Raw genomic sequence first — 22,004 nt, forward strand, 5'->3', positions numbered from 1 at the left:
TACCCTACGTTACACAGCAGTTCTAAAAGATTTGTGTGTACACGGTAGCTAATCAAGGGCATCAAGTTTCAGAGTTAATAGTTCAGCAATTTGTGCTTCAGATAACTCTTCCAAACTTTCTGAAAATTCAAGAAGTAAATTCTCGTTATTTGACGCTGATTCAGTCGCAGCCGATGGAGTTTCTGTCTCTAACACTTTTTCGGCAATATAATTAACCGCAGCTTCGATTGTTGGGTAATTAAACACAAAGGTGTCGGGAATTTGGCATCCTAAACTTTTCTGCAAGCGCTGTTTTAATTCCACTGAAGTCAAGGAATCCATGCCTAAATCAAAGAACCCTTGCTGAGGATTAATTTGTGATGGGTCAAGAGCAATAACTTTCGCAACTTGATTACACACATGAGTGGTTAACAATGCTCGTTGCTCGTTAATTGGTGCAGCTTTTAACTGCTGTAAGACATCAAATTCTTCCGCTTCTGGTTGCTCTAATTTTGGAGTGAAAGCCTCAAAGAACTTTTCATCAATGCCGAAGGATGATTGCTCAAAAAACTGATTCCAATTGATTGGTAGAACACCTACCTGGTAAGCTGCTTGTCCTAGCAATTCTCCTAGTACTTGGAATCCCTTTTCGGAAGTAATACCACTAATTCCTTGCGCTACTATTTTACTTTGGCTGCGGTTTTCCAAACGGGCTGCCATTCCCACCTCTGCCCAAGGACCCCAATTGATGCTTAATCCTGGTAAACCATGAGCTTGGCGATCGCAAACCAAGGCATCCATAAAGGCATTTGCTACTGCATAGCTTCCTTGTCCAGGAGTACCAATTAATGAGGCAATAGAAGAGTAACAAACGAAGAAATCTAAAGTCAAGTCCTGAGTTAGGCAATGCAGATTCCATGCACCTGCAACTTTTGGTTCGAGGACACGGTTAAACCGCTCCCATGAGAGTTGACGCAATGCGCCATCATCTACAACCCCTGCGGAATGAATGACTCCTCGTAATGGGGGAAGAGATGAGCGAATAAACTCGAACACCCCAGTGGCGGCTGCTGCATCTGAGATATCTGCTGTCACCACAAGCACCTGAGCGCCTGCATTTTCTAACTGAGTAATGGTGTCTTGGGCTGTTGCGGAAGGCTGGTTTCGTCCTACAAGAATTAAATGCTGCGCTCCTTGTTCAACCAGCCATTCAGCACTCTCAAGACCTAAAGCCCCTAATCCGCCAGTAATTAAGTAACTGCCGTCCTTTGCAACTTTGAAATCCTTGTTTTGCGATCGCCCACGATAACGTTCTAATCTAGCAACATGGCGCACCCCTTGATGGTAGCTAATTTGATTTTCGCTGTCAGGGGAGGATAATTCACTCAATAAAATTTCCATGTCCGCTTCTGCATTGGCAGCTAAATCAACGCAGGTGCAAGATAATTCTGGATGTTCGTGGTTAATTACCCGCCCTAATCCCCAAAGTGCTGCTTGGGAAACTTGTAGAGGAACTGGATTTTTACTTACGGCTTGAGTTCCCCGTGTCACTATCCAGAACCGTGGAGCTTCTAATCCTGGTGTCTGTACAACTGCTTGCACCAAATGTAAAGCGCTGGCATAACTCACCGTTTGTGCCTCCCGGAGAGCATTCAATGATACATCTTCTGGGATGGCAGATGCTTCTAGGTAGACAACGCCACGCAAAGGCGGTTGTTGACTGAGGCTGTCTTCAAGTAATTGCTGAAAGTCTTCTGGTTGGGTGGGATTAACTTGATAAGTTTCTTGATTTAATTGTTTATAGCTCGTGCCAACGGTAGCGATGATACAATGCTGAGAGCGATCGCGCAACTGTTGGGCTAATTGCAATCCTTGTTCGTAGTCATGGGCAAAAAGCAGCCAACTACCCGATTGTGGATGTGTAGGAAGAATTGAAAGTTGCTGGGGTTGCCAATGAACTTGGTACAGCCAGTTTCCAGTTTCCGCTTGAAAATTTCGCAGTACGGCTTGGCGATTGGCTTTTCTGCCTTCAAAACCTGTGACTTCTGCAATCAGTTGTCCAGTTTGGTCAAAAAGTTGCAAGTCGCCAATAACTCGATCTGCTTGAATGGTATCTAGTGATCGCAATTTAGCATGACACCATAACAATTCGCTTTCTGGGCGCTGATAAAACTGGAATTTCTCTAAGCTAAAGGGGATAAAAGTTTCTTCGCCCTCAATTGGCGTGATGGCAAAAAACAGTTGAAAGCAAGAATCAATCAGCGTCGGATGTAATTCATATTCGGCTGCATCCAAAATAGTTGTCGGTACTTTCAGACAACCAAGCGCTTCTCGTTCTCCCAAATGAATCGAATTCAGCCAACGAAAACTAGTTCCTAAATCAATATTGCGTTCTCTGAGAGCTTCGTAAAGTTGAATACTTGCTAATTCCCGTGTGCAGCGCGATTCCACTTCAGAACGGGAGACTGTTGACGGTTTCCCGTAAGCAGTAGTAACCTTCCCGGTGGCGTGGACAGCCCAATTATCGGCTTCCTCTTCTTCAAAGCTAATCAGTTTGAATGCAAAGTCTACGTTTTCTGCGGTCAGTGCTAATTGTACAATCCGTTCTTTATCTTGGGCGATCGCCAGCGCTTGGGGAAAGACTACGTTTTCTAAGACACATCCGGAATTTTTAAACGTGCTTTTTGCTGCTGCCAATAACAGTGACAGGTGACACGCTCCCGGTACAACCACTTCACTGTAAACTAAGTGGTCGCCTAAAAACGGTAGCAATTTGGTGCCAAAACGTGACTCAAAGAAAATATCTTTGGATAAAGGCGATCGCAACTGTTTATCTAACAGTGGGTGCAACTTGTGTAACGATGTAGCCTTGGCTCTGGATTTGACCCAGCAGCGTTGGCGTTGCCAGGGATAGGTAGGTAATATAACTTTGGCTCTGGTGTAGTCGCGGTCAAAACCTAACCAATCTACTGTCACGCCGTGGGCGTATAACTGCGCTAAGGTTGGCAATATACTATACCAATCAGATTGTCCCGGATGTAGACTGGGCAGCCATACCGCAGAATTTTCTGGCAGACATTGCCGCGCCATTCCCAAAAGAGTGGGTTTAGTGCTGAGTTCCAGAAATAACTCATAGCCGGACTGCTGGAGAGTTTGAACACTCTTCTCAAATTGCACAGCTTCCCGCACATGTTTCACCCAGTATTCTGGGGTGGCAATTTCTCGCTGTGCGGCTTGTCCCGTCAGGTTGGCAATGAGCGGAATCCGGGGTTGGTGGTAGTCAATTTGACGGGCAACTACCTCAAACTCTTTGAGCATTGGTTGCATCAAGCTTGAGTGGAAAGCGTGAGAAACATTCAAACGCTTGGTTCTCGCTCCCTGAGCTTCCAAAGTTTTGCAAACTGCTTCTAACGCCTCCACAGCACCAGAAATCGTAAAGCTGCGCGGGCCGTTGTAAGCAGCAATTACTACCTGTTGTGCGTAAGGAGATAATGCTTGTAACAATTGAGATTTATCTACCAACACCGCAGCCATCCCCCCGCCACTTGGCAAAGCCTGCATCAATTTGGCGCGGGTAGCAATCAACTTCAGCCCGTCTTCTAAACTAAACACCCCAGCCACGCAAGCCGCAATGTATTCACCAACGCTGTGTCCAAAGACAGCATTCGGTTGAATTCCCCAAGATTGCCACAATTGATAAAGAGCGTATTCAATAGCAAAGATGGCAGGTTGAGTATAGGCGGTTTGGTCGATGAGATGGGAAGAACTACCCCAGAGCAGTTCCAGCAGGGGAATATCTAAATAAGAACGTAAAATATCCGCGCATTTATCAAGGGCAGCTTTGAAAGTGGGTTGAGTGGCGTAGAGTTCTCTACCCACCCCTGCACACTGCGAACCTTGTCCAGCAAACAAAAAAGCAATTTTGGGTTTAGCAGTAGGTTGTTGACCTTGCCAAATACCAGCAGCGCTGGTTTCGCCAGCCTTCCAAGCATTTAAGCGATCGCCTGCTTGCTCTCCAGAATCAGCAACAATGCTCAAGCGGTAGGCTAATTGCGATCGCCCAGTGTTAGCAGTAAAGCACGTATCAGTAAAAGACTCTTCTGGATGAGCAGCTAGGTGAGACTCATAATTAGAAGCCAGTTGTTTCAGAGCCTCCGGAGTTTTAGCAGAAAGCGAAAGAATATGCAAAGGGCGATCGCAAGAAGCAGAAGGGAAAGACTTACTCGAATTTCTCCCCTGCTCCCCTGCCCCTCTGCTCCCCTGCTCCCCTGCTCCCCTGCTCCCCTGCTCCCCTGCCTCTTCAACCGGCGCTTCTTCTAAAATCAAGTGAGCATTAGTCCCACTGGCTCCAAAAGCACTAACTCCCGCAATCCGCCGTCCTTTTTTCGCCTGCCAAGCAGTTTGTTTTGTAGGGACAGTAATTGCCAGTTCTTCCCAATTTATATGAGGATTTAGCTGTTTGAGGTGTAGGTGAGCAACAATTTGTTGATGTTGCAGTTGGAGGATAGTTTTAATGACCCCAGCAACACCCGCAGCTGATTCTAAATGACCAATGTTAGTTTTTACCGTACCAATTTTCAGTGGATCTTCAGGCGATCGCTTTTTCCCCAAAACTCCTGCGATCGCTCTGACTTCAATAGGATCACCCAGAGAAGTACCTGTACCGTGAGCTTCAATATAACTAACTTCCGAAAAGTCTACTTTTGCATTCTTCAGGGCTTGGCGAATTACAGTTTGTTGTGCAGAACAGTTGGGAACAGTAAACCCGCTACTCGCTCCATCTTGATTGATTGCTGAACCCCGAATGACAGCCAAAATATTATTTTTATCTGCCTGAGCATCAGAAAGACGCTTCAAAACTATAATTCCACAACCCTCGCCGCGAGCAAAGCCATCAGCATCTGCATCAAAGGTTTTGCAGCGTCCCTCCGGAGAAAGCATCCGGGTTCGACAAAGAGCAACTGTGACTTCTGGAGAGAGAATTAAGTTAACGCCACCTGCTAAAGCTTGGTTACACTCTCCATTTCGCAAACTTTGACAAGCTTGGTGAATCGCCACCAGAGAAGACGAGCAAGCGGTATCAATTGACATACTTGGCCCTTGAAAACCCAAGGTGTATGACAAGCGTCCGGCGGCAGCATTTAAAGTATTTCCGGTAATATAATAGCTATCAATTTGGTCGAGTGCTTGAGATTGCAACCTGGCGTAGTCGTTTGCGGTGACACCAATAAACACCCCAGTTTGAGAACCAGCTAACTTATCAGGGGCTTCGCCTGCTCTTTCCAAAGCTTCCCAGCAAACCTCTAAAAGTAAACGCTGTTGGGGATCAGTGCTAGCGGCTTCCCGTGGAGAAATTCCGAAAAACTGGGGTTCAAACTGGTCTATGTCAGATAAGAAACCTGCGGAACGAACATACATTTTTCCTGGAATATCTGGATCTGGATGATAGAGAGAGTCAATATCCCAGCGTTCTGGGGGAACTTCTCTAGTAGCATCTAACCCATCGCATAATAACTGCCACAGGGTTTCTGGATTATTAGCGCCGCCAGGGAAACGGCAACCCATGCCGATAACAGCGATCGCTTCATTTTTTGAGCGTTCCGTTGCCTCAATTTTTGCTAAGGCTTCATCGAGGGCAAAAAGTAATCGTTTCGAGGAAGAAAGTTGATTTTGATCTGCAATAGTCATGGTTTTAATTCGTAATTCGTAATTCGTAATTCGTAATTTAAAAAAGCCAGATTTAATCTGGATTTCTGATACCAATTTGAAAAAAGAGGCGTTGCCTAGATGCGGGATGATCTTATTTACCTTTGCGTCTTTGCGTGATATTTTCTTTTATCCAGCAACGCCTTTTCAAAATCCCAAATGGTATCAGTTAGCGTCCTGCAAGAAACTTTCTAACCTTGCCAGCCTTTGACTAATTGAAGCTTCAATTTCATCTTCGCCAAGCTGTTCTATTTCAAAAAGTGTGTTGACTTGCTCGTGAGTGATAGGTAATTCTAAAGTTTCTGTGACTGACGATTCCCAACCTAATACCTCTGTGCTGAGATACGCTACGAGGTCGTTGATTGTCGGGAATTCAAATGCCAGAGTTGAAGGCAAAGTACAATTCAGACTAGCTGCTAATCGGTTTCTCAGTTCCAAGGTGATGAGCGAGTCCATGCCCATATTGAAAAAGCCTTGTTGTGGATCTGGCAGATGCGCGGAACCAAGTCCCAATACTTGAGCAACTTCTGATTGCAGGTAAGCAACTAAAAGATCGTGGCGATCGCATTCTTGTGCTGTTTTGAGTTTCTCCAAAATCTCCGGTTGTTTTACAGTAGCTTCTTCAGGCTCATTCTCGGATGCAACTTCAATGTCTAAAAGTAATCGCCGTTGTTTGTTGGCTTCGTAAACCGCTTTGAATTTACCCCAATCAACTTTAGCAACCACTGTTTGCGTAACGTTAGCTGCAAGTAAGAAACCTAAAGCATTAAATCCTGCTTCTGCGGGGAATTCTTCAATACCAATCCGAGATAACCAGCGATCGTATTCGGCGTTAACCATGCCACCGGAACCAATTAGCGCCCAGTTGACGCTGAGAGCCGGCAATCCAATCGAGCGGCGATAATGAGCAAAGGTATCTAAGAAGTGGTTGGCAGCGTCGTAATCTCCTTGACCTTTGGCTCCCCATACAGAACCAGCGGAGGAGAAGCACACGAAGAAGTCTAATTTAATTTCTTGGGTGAGGCAATGCAGTACCCAAGTACCGACTGTCTTGGGATACAATACCGCTTCTAGAGTTTTGCTGTCTAAGTTCTGTAAAGCTTGATATCCTGGTGTCACCCCAGCAGCATGAATAATTCCTCGCAGAGGTGAATGAATAGTGTGAACCTGTTTCAATGCCAAGGACATTTGCACTAAATCGCAGACATCAACTACAAGGATTGTGACTTTAGCACCCTTTGCCTCTAGTGCTTGAATCGCTTTAACTTTTCGCCCTTCTTCAGTATTTTCGCTTAGGCTTGCCCACTGTTGGCGCGGGGGTAATCCTCTACGTCCGGCTAAAATTATCTCTTTTGCTCCCTGCTCAACCATCCACTGAGCAAGTTTCAGCCCTAAGAAACCCAAACCACCAGTAATTAAATAACTTCCATCGGCTTGGAATTTCAAGTTTTGCAAGTTTTCTGGATGCTGACTGCGAACCAAACGAGCAACGTAACGCTGTTGTTGGCGGAAAACAATATGGTCTTCGCCATCAGATTCTAAAATTTCTGCTTGTAATATGCTTGCAGCTTTCTCGCTAGCTAAACCAGGTTCTAAATCAATCATTCCGCCCCAAGCTTCCGGATGTTCTAGTGAAATCACTTTACCCATACCCCAGAGTGGAGATTGAGCGATGCCGGGGAGTGGAAGCACTTGATTAGCGATCGCCTGCGTCCCTTCAGTAACTAACCACAGGCGCGGAAGTTGAGAAGCTTCCGCCTGGAGTATTGCTTGGATTAGATGAAGAATACTGCCACAGCCGTTGTGAGTAGCGGTTTTGATGCCTTCCACAGTCAGTACATCGGCATTCGGCGCATCCAAGCCCCAAAGATGCACAACTTTATTAATGGCAGATTGAGATGTTAGTAACCTTGAGAAATCTTCGAGGCGATCGGGTGCAACAACAAAACTTTGCTCTCCTAGATCCCGGTATTTTTCCCCTTGGAAAACTAATACACACTCTTGTCCTTGAGAGCGTAACTGATTGGCTAGCTGTTGACCGATACCTTGTTGGTCAGCTAAAATCAGCCAATTTTGGGAAGAATAAGCAGGAATTTTGGCTACTTGGGCAACCATAACTGCTTGTTCTGGCAGAACGCCGCTATTTTGCGTAATCGAAGGTAACGCTGTAGTTGTGGAAAAACCAACTTCTTTGAGTAACTTTTGCCATTGCACAGTTGTCAGCAAGGCGTAATCTGGGCGGAGGTCTACATCTTCAAAGCGCCACCAACCATCCAGCAATCCAAAAATCAGATCCAGCCAGCGTTGACGAGCAGTCACTTCCATTAATACGAGTATTCCACCAGGCGCAAGCAGTTGCCGTGCGTGTTGCATGGTAACACGTAAGTCTTTAGTGGCATGTAACACGTTAGACGCTACGATAATATCGTATTGTTCGGCTGGAAATCCTTGGGAAATGGGGTCTTTTTCAATATCTAGGGTTTGGTAGCGCAAGCAAGGATAATCTGGAAACTTTTGCTGTGCTTGACCCAGAAATACCGGAGAAACATCGGTAAATACATATTCAGTCTGTTCTTGTGATAACAGAGGTAATAAGTGTGCCGTTGTCCCGCCAGTTCCGGCACCGATTTCTAACACTCGCAGTCCGCGCCCAACGGGTAACTGTTGCAAAGCGGAACTGACCGCTTGGCGCACTAAAATATTCATCACCCGCGCACCTGGAGATTCTTGATAGAACTGAGTGGCGATCGTTGCATCTCCGTCGGGGAAAATCAGTTGTAGTGGGTCGCATTTTCCTTGTAAAATCTCAGCTAGATTTGGCCCGCAGTTACCCAATAGAGTTAACTCTGCTTGGGCTGCGGGATATTGATGATGAAGATGTTCAATTTGTGCTTGTGGGTCGCCCTTTTGTGGCACTTGGGTGACTTCCCATTGAGTGCCTAAACGTTGTACAATTCCTACTTCTGCCAGCATTTCTACTAAACGCTGCCAAAGTCGGCGGTGTTGGGAAATAACACCTAACTGTTGAGCCAGAGATTCCGTAGAGAAACGCGAACCTATTTGGAAATTCCAGCCCAAATCCTGAAACGCCTTAACAACGTAATCGATACTAATAGCTTCTAGTGGCGAAAGAACTTCTTGTCTGTAGCTATTGAGTTCGGGTAGCAACTCAGCGATTTGAGGATTTAGGTCAGAGCTAATTTGTTCAGGAGTCGGCAGATAATTGGGATAAAGTTCCTTGCCAAAACGAGCCTGAGAACGCCAATTTAACTCGTAGAGCCAATCTTGGATAGATTCTGCTGTCACTTGCTGATGATGCTGTTTCACCAACTGGGTTAGCATCTCTAGTAATAGTTCTTGCTGTTCTGGGGAGTAGTTGCTTGTGGTTGCAAGTTGTTGCAATAACTCCTGAGTATTTCCTTGGTCAATCAGGCGGACAATAGAAGTAGAAGCTGTTGATTGCGATCGCGCTAATTGAGCTTGCTTTTGTGGGGTTTCTATCCAGTAGCGCTGGCGTTCCCAAGGGTAGGTAGGTAATGCTACTTTGTGACTGGGGCGATTGCTAGACCACTCCACTGTCGCACCAGATACATACAACTGCCCTAAACTTGACAGCAAACTTTGCCAATCTGACTGCCCTGGACGCAAGCTAGGTAGCCAAACTCCTGTAGATTCTGGCAGACATTGCCGAGCCATAGACAACAGAGTTGGTTTAGCACTGAGTTCGACAAATAATTCGTACCCATCTTGGTGCAATGTTTGGATACTCATCTCAAATTGCACAGCTTCCCGCACATGCCGTACCCAGTATTGAGGAGTAGCAATTTGCCCTCCTGCTACTTGTCCAGTGAGGTTGGCAATAACAGGAATGCGAGGTTGCTGGTACTTGACTTGACGAGCAACTGCCTCAAACTCTGCCAGCATCGGTTCCATCAAGGTTGAGTGGAAGGCGTGAGAAACACTCAAGCGCTTGATTTTACCTCCATTAGCTGATAAAGCTTTGCAAACTGCTTCTAATGGTTCCACAGCACCAGAAATTGTAAAGCTGCGTGGACCGTTATGGGCAGCGATTGCTACTTGTTTTGCATAAGGAGCCAGTGCTTGTACTAGTTTCGATTTATCAACCAAGACGGCAGCCATCGCCCCGCCACTTGGCAAAGCCTGCATCAGTTTGGCACGACTGGCAATCAACTTCAGCCCATCAGCTAAACTAAACACGCCAGCAACGCAAGCAGCAATGTATTCTCCAACACTATGCCCCAAGACAGCATCCGGTTGAATCCCCCAAGATTGCCATAATTGATAAAGGGCGTATTCTACAGCAAACAGGGCGGGTTGGGTGTAGGCGGTTTGGTCGAGAAGATGGGAGGAATTACCCCACAGCAGTTCTAGCAGAGGTACATCTAAATACGGGCGTAAAATTTCCGCGCATTCGTCAAGGGCGGCTTTGAAAGTGGGTTGAGTGGCGTAGAGTTCTTGACCCATTCCGGCTTGTTGAGAACCTTGTCCAGCAAACAAGAAGGCGATTTTGGATTTAGTTGCGGGTTGTTGACCTTGCCAAATACCTGTAACGTTAGTCTCACCAGCCGCTAAAGCTGCTAGTTGGTCGCATAGTTGGCTGGAGGAGTTAGCTACCAAGCTGAAGCGGTAAGGAAAATGGGAACGTCCGGTGTTAGCACTGAAGCAAACATCGGCCAAGGATAGTTCCGGGTGAGCTTTGAAGTAGAGGTGATAGCGGGAGGCAAGTTTTTGCATCACCTCTGGGGTTTTGGCTGAAAGGGTGAGGAGATTGAAGGGTTGCTCAGGGTTTGTTACAGACGATGTTCCAGAAGTGGGGGATTCTTCTAAAACGACGTGGGCGTTAGTCCCACTAAAACTAAAAGCACTCACTCCGGCAATGCGGCGATCGCCAGGTACAATCCAAGGTGTAGATTGTGTAGGTACGGTAATCGGTAGTGCTTCCCAATTGATATGAGGATTGGGCTGTTGAAAGTGCAAGTGAGGAGCAATTTCTTGATGTTGCAATTGCAATACAACCTTAATCAAACCTGCAATTCCGGCGGCGGCTTCTAAATGACCGAAGTTTGTTTTAACAGAACCAATATTTAGAGGATTACTTGGAGAGTGGTTCTTACCAAAGACAGCACCTAAAGCTCCAACTTCAATGGGATCTCCTAAAAATGTACCAGTACCGTGGGCTTCGACATAGCTGACTTGAGCGGGTTCTACGCCTGCGGTTGCCAAGGCGCGTTGGATGACTGCTTCTTGGGATGGGCCGTTAGGGACAGTTAAGCCACCACTGGGGCCATCTTGGTTAACGGCAGAACCCCGAATCACCGCTAAAATCCGGTCTTGGTCTGTGATTGCATCTGATAAACGCTTCAAGACGATGATTCCGCAACCTTCCCCCCGTGCATAACCATTAGCTGCGGCATCAAAGGTTTTACAGTGACCGTCGTCAGCCAGCATCCGAGCTTTCGAGAAAGTTAAACTAGCTTCTGGGGAGAGGATTAAGTTAACTCCACCTGCTAATGCTAAATTACATTCGCGCTGGCGTAGGCTTTGGCAAGCTAAATGCACAGAAACTAAAGATGAAGAACAAGCTGTTTCTACGGCAAAACTTGGCCCGGTTAGTCCGAGAAAATAAGACAAGCGTCCAGCAGCAGCGCTAAATGCTTTACCGGTGCCAAAGTAGGCATCAATACCTTCGCGTCCCTCTGCATCGAGGAGGCGTTGACTGTAATCGTCAGCACTAATACCGATAAAAACTCCTGTGGGACTGTTAAATAAGTTTTGCGGAGTTTGATTGGCATTTTCCATCGCTTCCCAAGTGACTTCGAGGAGCAAGCGCTGTTGGGGGTCGAGGCTGATGGCTTCACGCGGTGAGATATTAAAGAAGTGGGGGTCAAAACCATCTACTTCAGCTAAGAAACCACCGTTACGAGTGTTGATTTTACCTGGTTTGCTGGGGTCTGGATCGTAGTAAGCATCAACATCCCAGCGCTCTTTGGGAACTTCGGTGATAGCGTCTACTCCGTTGCGGAGGAGTTCCCAATATGCCTCGGGGCTATCTACACCGCCAGGAAAGCGACAACCTAATCCAACGATCGCAATTGGTTCTGCTTTGAGTAATTCTAGTTTAGATTCTAATTGTTGAGCTGCGAAGGCTAGTTTGACGGGGGACATCTCGGAGATGCGTTTAGAAAAGCTGTTCATGGTAGTTAGGTATTGGTGAAAATATGAATTTTTATCACGCAGAGGCGCAGAGAGTATTTAGGGATGGCTTTGCGTTCCTCTGCGTTTAAAGAAGTTACGATTTTAGGCGTGGGATAAATTGACTAATTTGTTTTGGATGTCAAATTCTGACATCTGCTCTAGTTCAGAAAGCAGTGCTTCTAGTTCATCATCTTGAGCGATTTCCACCGTTGCTGCTGTGGTTGACTCTAAAGCTAGTACTTCCCGCGAGAGATAATCTACCAGTGCTTCGAGTGTAGGATAATCAAACAGCAGCGTTGTGCGTAGCGAACAACCTAAGCTTGACTCCAAGCGATTCTTTAACTCGATCGCCATCAGAGAATCTACACCCAAGTCGAACAATCGTTGGCGAGGCTCAACTTTTTCTGGAGAATTCCATCCGAGTATTTGAGCGATTTGTGAACGGACATGAGTTGCTAGGAGTTGTTGACGAGTATTAGGTGGGCTATCTTCTAATTGGTTGAGGAATTGCGATCGCTCGTTCACTTTTGTTGAGGTTGGCGCTAGCACCTCGAACAGTTTCAGATTGGTTCGGCTAGAAAACTGTTTAACAAACAAAGACCAATCAATTGTCATTACTCCGACTTGCGGGATTTGCTGAGTTAATAATTCTCCCAACACCTGCAAACCTTGTTCTGGGTTAATGGGAACGATTCCCTGGTCTTTCAATCTGGCTTGTTCTCTACTTCCCAAATTAGCTGCCATTCCGGTTTCTGCCCAAGGGCCCCAGTTGATAGTTAATCCAGGTAAACCCAATCCCCGGCGATAGGAAGCGAGGGCATCCATGAAGGCATTAGCGGCTGCATAATTGCTTTGACCAACTGAACCGATGAGGGAAGCAATGGAAGAGAAACAGACGAAGAAATCTAAAGGCAAGTCTTGAGTTAAGGTGTGCAGATTCCATGCTCCAGCTACTTTTGGAGCCATGACGCGGCTAAAGCGCTCCCAAGATTGTTGCAGGAGGAGTCCGTCATCTAAAACCCCGGCGGCGTGGATGATGCCGCGCAAAGGAGGATGAGATGAGCGAATTTGCTGGAGACACTGGGCGACTTCTTGAGGATTGGTGATGTCTGCGGTAATAATTGTGACTTCTACCCCAGCCGTTGCTAAACGAGCGATCGCATTTTGAGCGTCTGTCGAAGGTGAACGGCGACCCACCAACACTAAATGCTTTGCTCCTTGCTGGGCAAGCCATTGCGCTACTTCTAGTCCGAGCGCCCCAAGTCCGCCGGTAATCAGGTAAGTACTTTCAGATGTGACTGGGATTGGAGATTTCGTAAATTGGGCGCGGACTTGTTCTAGGCGGGCTACATATCGTTTGCCTTGGCGATAGGCAATTTGGTCTTCTGTGTCTGTGGAGAATAACTCAGCTAGCAAAATTTGAATATCTTCGGTGGCAGTTAGCGGTAGGTCAAGGCGTGTGCAGTTTAGTTCTGGATGCTCGATCGCAATTACCCGACCTAATCCCCAAAGTGTAGTCTGTGACAGTTGTAGAGGTTCGAGATTGCTATCAATAGCTTGAGTACCTCTGGTCACCAACCACAAGCGCGGTTGAGTTTGCTGCTGGGATTGTACAAGCGCCTGTACTAAATGTAGAACGCTGGCACAACCTAATGTTTGTGCTTTGTCAAGACCCTGTAGGGATAAATTTTCAGTTGTGTCTTCTGCTAAACCCCAGAGGTGAATGACACCATCTAAGTTAGGAATATCTTGCAGCAGTTGGCGGAAGTGTTCTGGTTCTGTGGGGTCAAGCTGGTAATGTTGGCTGCCTAACTGGTGGTAAATTTCTCCGACTTCTGCAAGTATACTGTAGTGTCCTTGCTGTTCTAGCTGTTGAGCTAATTCCAGCCCGTTTTCTGTACCATCAGTGAAAATCAACCAATTTCCTGGTTCGTGGTTGACTGGAGATGCTACATTTTCTTGCAGTTGCCAGTGGATTTGATATAACGAATCTCGTCCTTCCGATTGCAGACTATTCAGTAAAACGGCACGAGAGGCTTTTCTCGCTTCAAAGCCAATTACTTCTGCTATTATCTGTCCAGCATCGTCAAATAAGTAGAGGTCGCCAACTCGCTTGTCTTCCTGGGATTCTGTCCCGTGTTGCAACCGCGCATGACACCAAAACACATCACTGCTGGGACGTTGGAAAAACCGGAATTGTTTGATGCTCAAGGGAATAAATGTCTCGTCGCCGTTGATTGTCCCCGTTGCTGCCAGAATTAAATGGAAACATGAGTCAATTAAGCCTGGATGCAATTGATATTCAGCAGCATCAAAGGCAGCCGGAGGTGCTTGCAAACAACCTAACGCTTCTCGTTCTCCGAGCCAAACTGTGTTGAGCCAACGGAAGCTAGCTCCTAATTCAATCTGGCGTTCCCACTGCGCTTGATAAAGGTCTGCGCCTGGTATTTCTTGGTTACAGCGCTTTTGAATCTCACTCCACGAAACAGGCTTTAGGGTGGTATTATTAGCCGATACTTGAGCGATCGCATGAACAATCCAACTCACCTGTTCTTGAGGATGAGAGGGATTTTCAAAACTCAAGACTTGTGCGGCTAAGTTACCTGATTCTTCAGGTGTCAGTGCTAATTGTACAGTTCGCTCTTTGCCTTTAGCGATCGCCAACGCTTTCGGAAAAACGATATTCTCCAACAAACAACCCGGTTTCCCAAATGTTAATTCTGCTGCTGCCAACAACAGCGATAAGTGAGATGCTCCCGGTACCACTATTTCGTTATAAACTAGATGGTCAGCGATAAATGGCACTAATTCAGTATTAAAGCGAGTTTCAAAGAAAGTTTGTTTAGAAAGGGGCGATCGCAACTGCTTGTCTACGAGTGGGTGCAATTTACTAGTTGGCTTTCCAGATAAGCTCTTTAGCCAGTAACGCTGACGTTGCCAAGGGTAAGTAGGTAATACTATTTTGCGACTAGGCCGATTGCCTGCCCAACCAGACCAATCCACTGTGACACCAGATACATACAATTGCCCTAAACTTGTCAGCAAGCTGTGGGAATCTGACTGTCCTGGACGCAAGCTAGGTAACCAAACTCCGGTAGATTCTGGCAGACATTGCCGTGCCATTCCTAAGAGAGTGGGCTTTGCACTGAGTTCGACAAATAACTCATATTTTTCCTCGTGCAACGTTTGAATACTCGCTTCAAATTGCACAGCTTCCCGCACATGCCGCACCCAATATTCTGGCGTAGCAATTTCCGCTCCTGCTACTTGCCCGGTGCGATTGGCAATCAGTGGTATTCTCGGTTGGTGGTAGGTAATTGTATTGGCAATTGTCGCATACGCTCCTAGCATTGGTTCCATCAAAGGCGAGTGGAAGGCATGGGAGACGCTGAGGCGTTGCGTTTTGCCTCCTTGGGCGGCTATGGTTTGGCTAATGGACTCCACAGCAGCAACCGGCCCAGCAATGGTAAAGCTGCCGGGAGCATTATAGGCAGCAATTACTACTTCATTCTTATAAATATTCAGTACTTCTAGTAGTTTGGATTTATCTACCAACACCGCAGCCATCGCCCCGCCACTTGGTAAAGCTTGCATGAATCGGGAACGAGCCACGATTAACTTTAGCCCATCTTCTAAACTAAAGACTCCCGCAACGCAAGCGGCAATGTATTCTCCAACACTATGCCCTAAGACAGCATCGGGTTGAATTCCCCAAGATTGCCACAATTGATCGAGGGCGTATTCAATGGCGAAGATGGCAGGTTGGGTATAGGCGGTTTGGTCGAGGAGATGAGAGGAATTACCCCAGAGAATTTCTAGCAGAGGGACATCTAAACGAGTTAAGATATCGGCGCATTGGTCAATGGCAACTTTGAAAATCGGTTGAGTAGCGTAGAGTTCTCGACCCATTCCGACTTGTTGAGAACCTTGTCCCGCAAACAAAAAGGCGATTTTAGACAGTGTATCGCGGACAGGACTTGTAAGCACTCCAGCAGTTTCGTTACCTGCGTTAAAAGCTGCAAGTTGTTGCTGCAACTCGGCAATTGATTCTGTGGTAATAGCTAACCGATGGTCAAAATGCGATCGCCCCACATTAGCTGTATAACAAACATCATCAATAGATATCTCCGGTTGCGCCTCCAGAAATTCTTGATAACTTTGTGTTAACTGACGTAGAGCAACTTCATTTTTTGCGGAGACTGTAAAAAGGTTGCTGCAACTTCTCCCCTGCTCCCCTGCTCCCCTGCTCCCCTGCTCCTCTTCAGAAGGAGCTGCTTCTAAAATAATATGAACATTAGTCCCACTCATCCCAAAAGAACTGACACCTGCAAACCGTTGTCCTTCTTTAGCTGACCAAGGAGTAAGCGCCGTCGGCACCACAATCGGCAGTTTTCCCCAAGGAATGTGGGGGTTAGGATTTTGAAAATGCAGGTGCGGAGGAATTTGGCGATTAGATAAGGAAAGAACAACTTTCATCAAGCTAGCTACACCAGCAGCGGCTTCCAAATGACCAAAGTTGGTTTTCACTGAACCGATGGCTAAGGCTTCTTCGGCTGAACGACCTTGACCTAAAACTCTTTCTAAAGCCAACACTTCAATCGGATCGCCGAGAGAAGTTCCGGTTCCGTGGGCTTCTACATATTGAATTTGCGTCGGTTCTACCCGCGCTTCCTTTAAAGCTTGGCGAATTAATCTTTCCTGCGCCAAACCATTGGGTGCTGTGAGTCCATTACTTTTACCGTCGTGGTTGACAGCGGAACCGCGAATCAAGGCAATGATATTATCACCGTCAGCGATCGCTTCAGACAACCGCTTCAGCACCACAACGCCGCACCCTTCCCCCCGACTATAACCATCGGCGCTTGCATCGAAGGTTTTGCAACGACCATCGGGAGCTAAGGCTTTCAGCTTACAGAAGCTAATCGTCATCGCTGGCGACAGCATCAAATTGACACCGCCTGCTAAAGCTAAGTTGCATTCCCCAGTGCGTAAACTCTGACAAGCTAAGTGGATTCCTAACAGTGAAGACGAGCAAGAAGTATCAAGTTGCAGCGTCGGCCCTTGCAATCCCAAAACATAAGCAACGCGACCAACGGCAATACTCCGGGCACTTCCCAAGCTACTATAGGCATCAATGCGATTTAAGTCACCAGAATTGACGCTCAAACGCGAGTAATCATCTGAGCCAATGCCCACAAAAACGCCTGTGCTGCTACCTTTGAGAGACTCTGGAGGTTGACCAGCATTTTCTAAAGCTTCCCAAGCTACTTCTAAAAGTAAGCGTTGCTGGGGGTCCATACCTTCGGCTTCTCTGGGAGAAATCCCAAAAAACTCCGGGTCAAATTCATCTACTTCATTGATGAACCCACCGTTACGTACATACATTTTACCAGGGGCATCATGGTCAGGATGGTAGCAGCGATTAACGTCCCAGCGATCGCTCGGAATTGGGGCGATCGCATCTACACCATCACGCAGTAAATCCCAGTAAGCTTGCGGATTTTTGACTCCTCCCGGAAAACGGCAACCCATTCCAATAATAGCGATCGGTTCAGTTTTCTTTTGTTCTACGGCTTCAAGTTGAGTACGCGCGTCTAGGAGGGCTTGAAGTATGCGTTCTGATGAAGAGAGTGTTTCTGAAGTGTAGTTTGACATTTTATACCAATTCTCCAAAACAAGGCAACAGATTTAAATTTGGAAACCCAGACAAAATGCATATTTGTGAGATGATTTATCTCAGGCAGAAGCATCTACCGTGTATACACAAGTTTTTTAGAGTTGTTGTGTAATTTAAAGAAAGTTAATTGTTGCAGGTCGATGCATTAAAGGTGCGAGTCGATGCATTAAAGGTTCAAGTCGATGCATTAAAGGTGCGAGTCGATGCATTAAAGGTTCAGGTCGATGCATCAAAGGTGCGAGTTGATGCATTAAAGGTGCGAGTCAATGCATTAAAGGTGCGAGTCAATGCATCAAAGATGCGTGACTTTCTTACAAATTACGAATTACGAATTACGTTAGCGTAGCGGGGCGTAGCCCATTACGAATTATTATTATCTCCTTCCATTCTTTCCGAGCAAGTTTTCCAGTTTGGCAAGTTCCTGAGCAATTGAGGTTTCCAAAGGTGTTGTTGTCGGTGGGATGAATTCAAACACAGCTTTTGCAGAAACCTTCACCGAATCTTGAGGTTCTGGTGTTGTCGCCAGGAATGCTAAATGTTCAGCCAAAGATTTGACTGTGGGAAAGTTCCACAGGATAGTCGATTCCAGTGGATATTTCAGCCACTCTTCTAAATCTTGGGCTAATTCCACCGCCATCACGGAATCTAAACCGTAGTCAGCAAAGGAGGTATTAGCATTTACAGAACGCGCAGCAATTCTTAATTTCTTAATCAGCCATTTTTCTAGCCAATTTTGAATAGAGACGCGATGAATCGCGTCTGTACAAGAGTTAGGAGTAGAGACGCGATTGATCGCGTCTGTATAAGGGACAAGATTAATCGCGTCTGTTAGCAATTCTTCCCCTGCTCCCTCATCTTCCGCTACTTCCCCTACTGCTTCTAATTGCAGAAGTTCATCTAAGTTGTGGTTCTCTCCGGCTGAAGTTTGTACCACATCACCGATCGCTGCAATATAGTCGGAAATTTGAGCGCTTACAGCTTCGGCATCTGATAAAATCTTTTCTGCGGGAGTTCCAGTGAGGACGCTAGCGAGTTTTTGCTCAAATTGTAACTTTGCCCAGGTGACAGCACGTTGGAGTTCAGCAGATGGCGATCGCTCTAATTCTCCTTGAACTGCTGCCAGTAAAATTGCGAAGGTAACTACTTCACCTGTACGAATATAAGCCCAATGTTGTGCTGATTTACTTTCTAAGAAAGCTGGTTGTACGCTTGTTAAATGCGTTTTAATCTGATCTACAGCTACCACCAGATTTTTAGCTACCGTTGGCGCGCCCAATTCTTCACTTAAAAAGCGGTGTAACTCTGCGCTTTGATTCATCGCACGAGAACCAAGGAACATATTCAGGGTTTCGGTGGGGCCTTCAAAAATGCGAAATAATCTGGCATCGCGGAGGATTTGCGGCGCAATGTTGGTTTCGATGTAGCCACGACCACCTAACATTTGTACTAAGCGATCGGCTGCTTGCCAAACTAGTTCCGGCCCCGCTGTTTTACAGGCGGTGAAGGCTTCTTGAGGAATGGCGCGTCCTTGGTCTAATAAATCGGCAATTTTGAACAGTAGGGTTTCTAAAGATGTAATTGCTGCTGTTAAATCACTCAGCCAAACCAGAGAAATGGGATTATTAAGTAACCTTCCTGTGGACACAGAACGACGGGAACTGTAGCGCAGCATCAACTGGGCGCAGCGTTTCATTCCACCGAGGCTCATCACGCCGATGATTAATCTGCCGTGCATCATCGCATCTTGGGCGACTTCCATGCCGTTATTGAGCGTTCCTAAAAGATTCTCTGGAGTAACCAAGACATCTTTGAGGTAAATAGTATTTTGCACCATCCCGCGCACACCCATCGTCAGCGCTTCCGGCCCTTGAGAAAATCCTGGTGTTCCTTGACGAATTATAAAGCTGCTAATTCCAGTTGGTTGATTATTCGCATCCAGCGTTTGAGCGAAGACATTAGTTACCCCCGCCCATGAACCATGACCAATCCAGATTTTCTCACCGCGTATTCTCCAACCGCCAGCATCAGGAATTGCTCGTGTAGCGATCGCTCTCGGATTGGAACCTGCTGTCTGTTCGGTGATGGCAAAACCAGCCAACTCGCGCCCACCAGCCAGTAACGGCAGTATTTCCTGACGCACATTCTCTGGTGCATAATTCAAAATCGGGCGAGTACCTAAAACGTGGTGAACCGCCACAAAGGACGCTAGGGTTAAATCAATCGCCGCCAATTGCTCGAAAACGCGGAAAGTATCTCGATAACTGAGAGCCAAACCGCCGTACTCTTCGGGAATTTGCATCCCCAAAAGTCCGCGATTGCCAAAATCAAGGACAATATAAGGCGGAATACAACGGCGTTCATCAATTAATCGGGAGTTAATGCGATCGCCTGCATAACCGCGCAACCACTCAATGATATTATCAGCTTTGGTTTTGCTGACAACTGACTGCACAGGAACTTCTGACTCAGCTTCTGTTTCAAATTTCCACTCGCCCACCACCTCTAAAGCATTCTCCACAAACTTGGCTCGACAAGTGCGGCGCTGAATCTTACCACTAGAAGTTTTGGGAATAGTTGCCGTTTTTAGTAAAATTACTGCATATAATTGCAATTCATGTTGTTGTGATACCGCACGCCGGATTGCTCCTACCACCTCTTCTACATCTAACTTTCGCAAATGTAGCCGTTCTATTTCTTGAGCCACAATCAACCGTTCCTCGCCCTCAATCTCTACCGTAAAAGCGGCGGTACAAGTCGGTCGAAGTGCTGGGTGGCTCTTTTCAACAGTAAGTTCAATATCTTGTGGGTAATGATTGCGACCACGAATAATAATTACATCTTTAATGCGTCCGGTGACAAAAAGCTCACCGTTATGAACAAATCCTAAATCACCTGTACGCAGATATGGCCCTGCTTTGGTATCTTTCAAATAAGCTTGAAAAGTTTCCGCCGTCGCTTCTGGTCGATTCCAATAGCCCAGAGGAATCGTAGAGCCAGATGCCCAAATCTCCCCAACCTCGTCATCACCGCGCTGGGTCAAGGTTTCTGGATTAACAATAACAATTTGAGTATCAATTTCTGTCCAGCCACAACCAACAAACTGGCGACATCTGGGATGATTGGCGCTCACTTCCACAACCCGATGTTGCTCTAGAGCCTCAGCATCAACATGGAGATAAACAGGTAAATCTTTTGACCGCACAGCAGAGACTTTCAAAGTTGCTTCCGCCAAACCATACCCCGGACAGAATGCTCGTCCATCAAACCCAGAGGGTTTAAACGCCTCAACAAACTCTTCTAAAACATCTGCTCTCACTGGTTCTGCACCATTCAGCGCCATCCGCCAACTGCTGAGGTCTAACTTAGCTCTTTGTTCTGGCGTTATTTTCTCCGCACACAATTTATAAGCAAAGTTGGGAGCGCCACTGTGAGTTCCGCGATAACGAGAAATCGCTTGTAGCCAACGAATCGGCTTTTGGAGAAAGCTTACAGGAGCCATCATGTAGCAAGTACAACCTTTGTATAGAGGTTGCAACATTCCATAAATCAGTCCCATATCGTGGAAAGTTGGTAGCCATGTGACAATGACGCTATTTTCATCATGATCCCAACCTAAATCCAAGTCAGCAGAATTACGTAAAAGGTTATCATGAGTAACCATTACCCCCTTCGGTGTTCCCGTCGAACCGGAAGTATATTGCAGAAAAGCTAACGTCTCGCCATTGATTTCCGGCCGAACCCAACTAGAACCATCACCAAGAATTAAATCGTTTGTTGGTAACCACTCTATCTCAGCTAACGCTGAACTGTACTTGCCTATATCCTTCAAATTAGCCATAACCCCAGATGTAGTCAGCACAATCTTGGCTTCCGCATCCAAGACAATAGCTTCCAACCGAGAAAGCTTGTGATTTTGTCGGGGAGGATAAGCCGGAATGGGAACGATTCCAGCATATAAACAGCCAAAAAACGCCGTAATAAAATCTAATCCGGCGGGATAAAGCATCAAAGCGCGTGGGCTTTGCCCGTCGTAGACATCGCCAGCATTCATTATAGATTGGAGATGAATAGCGATCGCTCTAGCTTGCCGGTCTAACTCTTGATAACTAATCTGTATAGATTGAGATTCATCTTCCCCATCAAGGAGAAAAGTATAAGCAATACGTGACGGTTGTTCCTTTGCTCTAGTAAGCAGCAATTCAACCAAATCTTTAAACTGATTGTTCATAATTCTAAGCCTCAGCTTAATTCAGAAATTTCCCTATTTAACTTCCGTTTAATACAGTAAAAAACGACATAGCAATCCTAAATCACCAGTGAAATCTTTTCTTTCTTCCCTTCGCGCCCTTTGCGCCCTTCTCTGCGAGACGCTACGCGAATGCGGTTCGTTAAAAAAGTTATTTCCACAAATCGAATAGGATTGCTA

5 protein-coding genes are annotated in these 22,004 nt (G+C 46.3%); 1 reads left to right on the plus strand and 4 read right to left on the minus strand.

Annotation, left to right across the window (positions count from 1 at the left end; genetic code table 11):
- Positions 1–48: 48 nt before the first annotated feature.
- From NPUN_RS10465 to NPUN_RS10475, 3 genes are all read right to left on the minus strand, one after another.
- Positions 49–5,667, minus strand: a complete 5,619-nt coding sequence (locus NPUN_RS10465; protein WP_148220289.1) for a type I polyketide synthase — start codon at positions 5,665–5,667, stop codon at positions 49–51.
- 183 nt (positions 5,668–5,850) lie between these two features.
- A complete protein-coding gene (locus tag NPUN_RS10470; RefSeq protein ID WP_012408705.1) occupies positions 5,851–11,901 on the minus strand; it encodes a type I polyketide synthase in 6,051 nt (2,016 codons plus the stop codon).
- 102 nt (positions 11,902–12,003) lie between these two features.
- Positions 12,004–17,556, minus strand: coding sequence for a type I polyketide synthase (locus NPUN_RS10475; protein ID WP_012408706.1), 5,553 nt, complete (start codon positions 17,554–17,556; stop codon positions 12,004–12,006).
- A gap of 149 nt (positions 17,557–17,705) precedes the next feature.
- Between NPUN_RS10475 and NPUN_RS10480 the strand changes: the two genes are divergently transcribed.
- Complete coding sequence (locus NPUN_RS10480; RefSeq protein WP_148220290.1) at positions 17,706–17,924, plus strand: hypothetical protein; 219 nt, start codon at positions 17,706–17,708, stop codon at positions 17,922–17,924.
- Positions 17,925–17,951: 27 nt separating this feature from the next.
- Here the strand turns inward: NPUN_RS10480 and NPUN_RS10485 are convergent, their stop codons facing one another.
- Complete coding sequence (locus tag NPUN_RS10485) at positions 17,952–21,806, minus strand: AMP-binding protein (protein ID WP_012408707.1); 3,855 nt, start codon at positions 21,804–21,806, stop codon at positions 17,952–17,954.
- Positions 21,807–22,004: the final 198 nt, after the last annotated feature.

The sequence above is a fragment of the Nostoc punctiforme PCC 73102 genome (assembly GCF_000020025.1).
GTDB classification, from domain to species: Bacteria; Cyanobacteriota; Cyanobacteriia; order Cyanobacteriales; family Nostocaceae; genus Nostoc; species Nostoc punctiforme.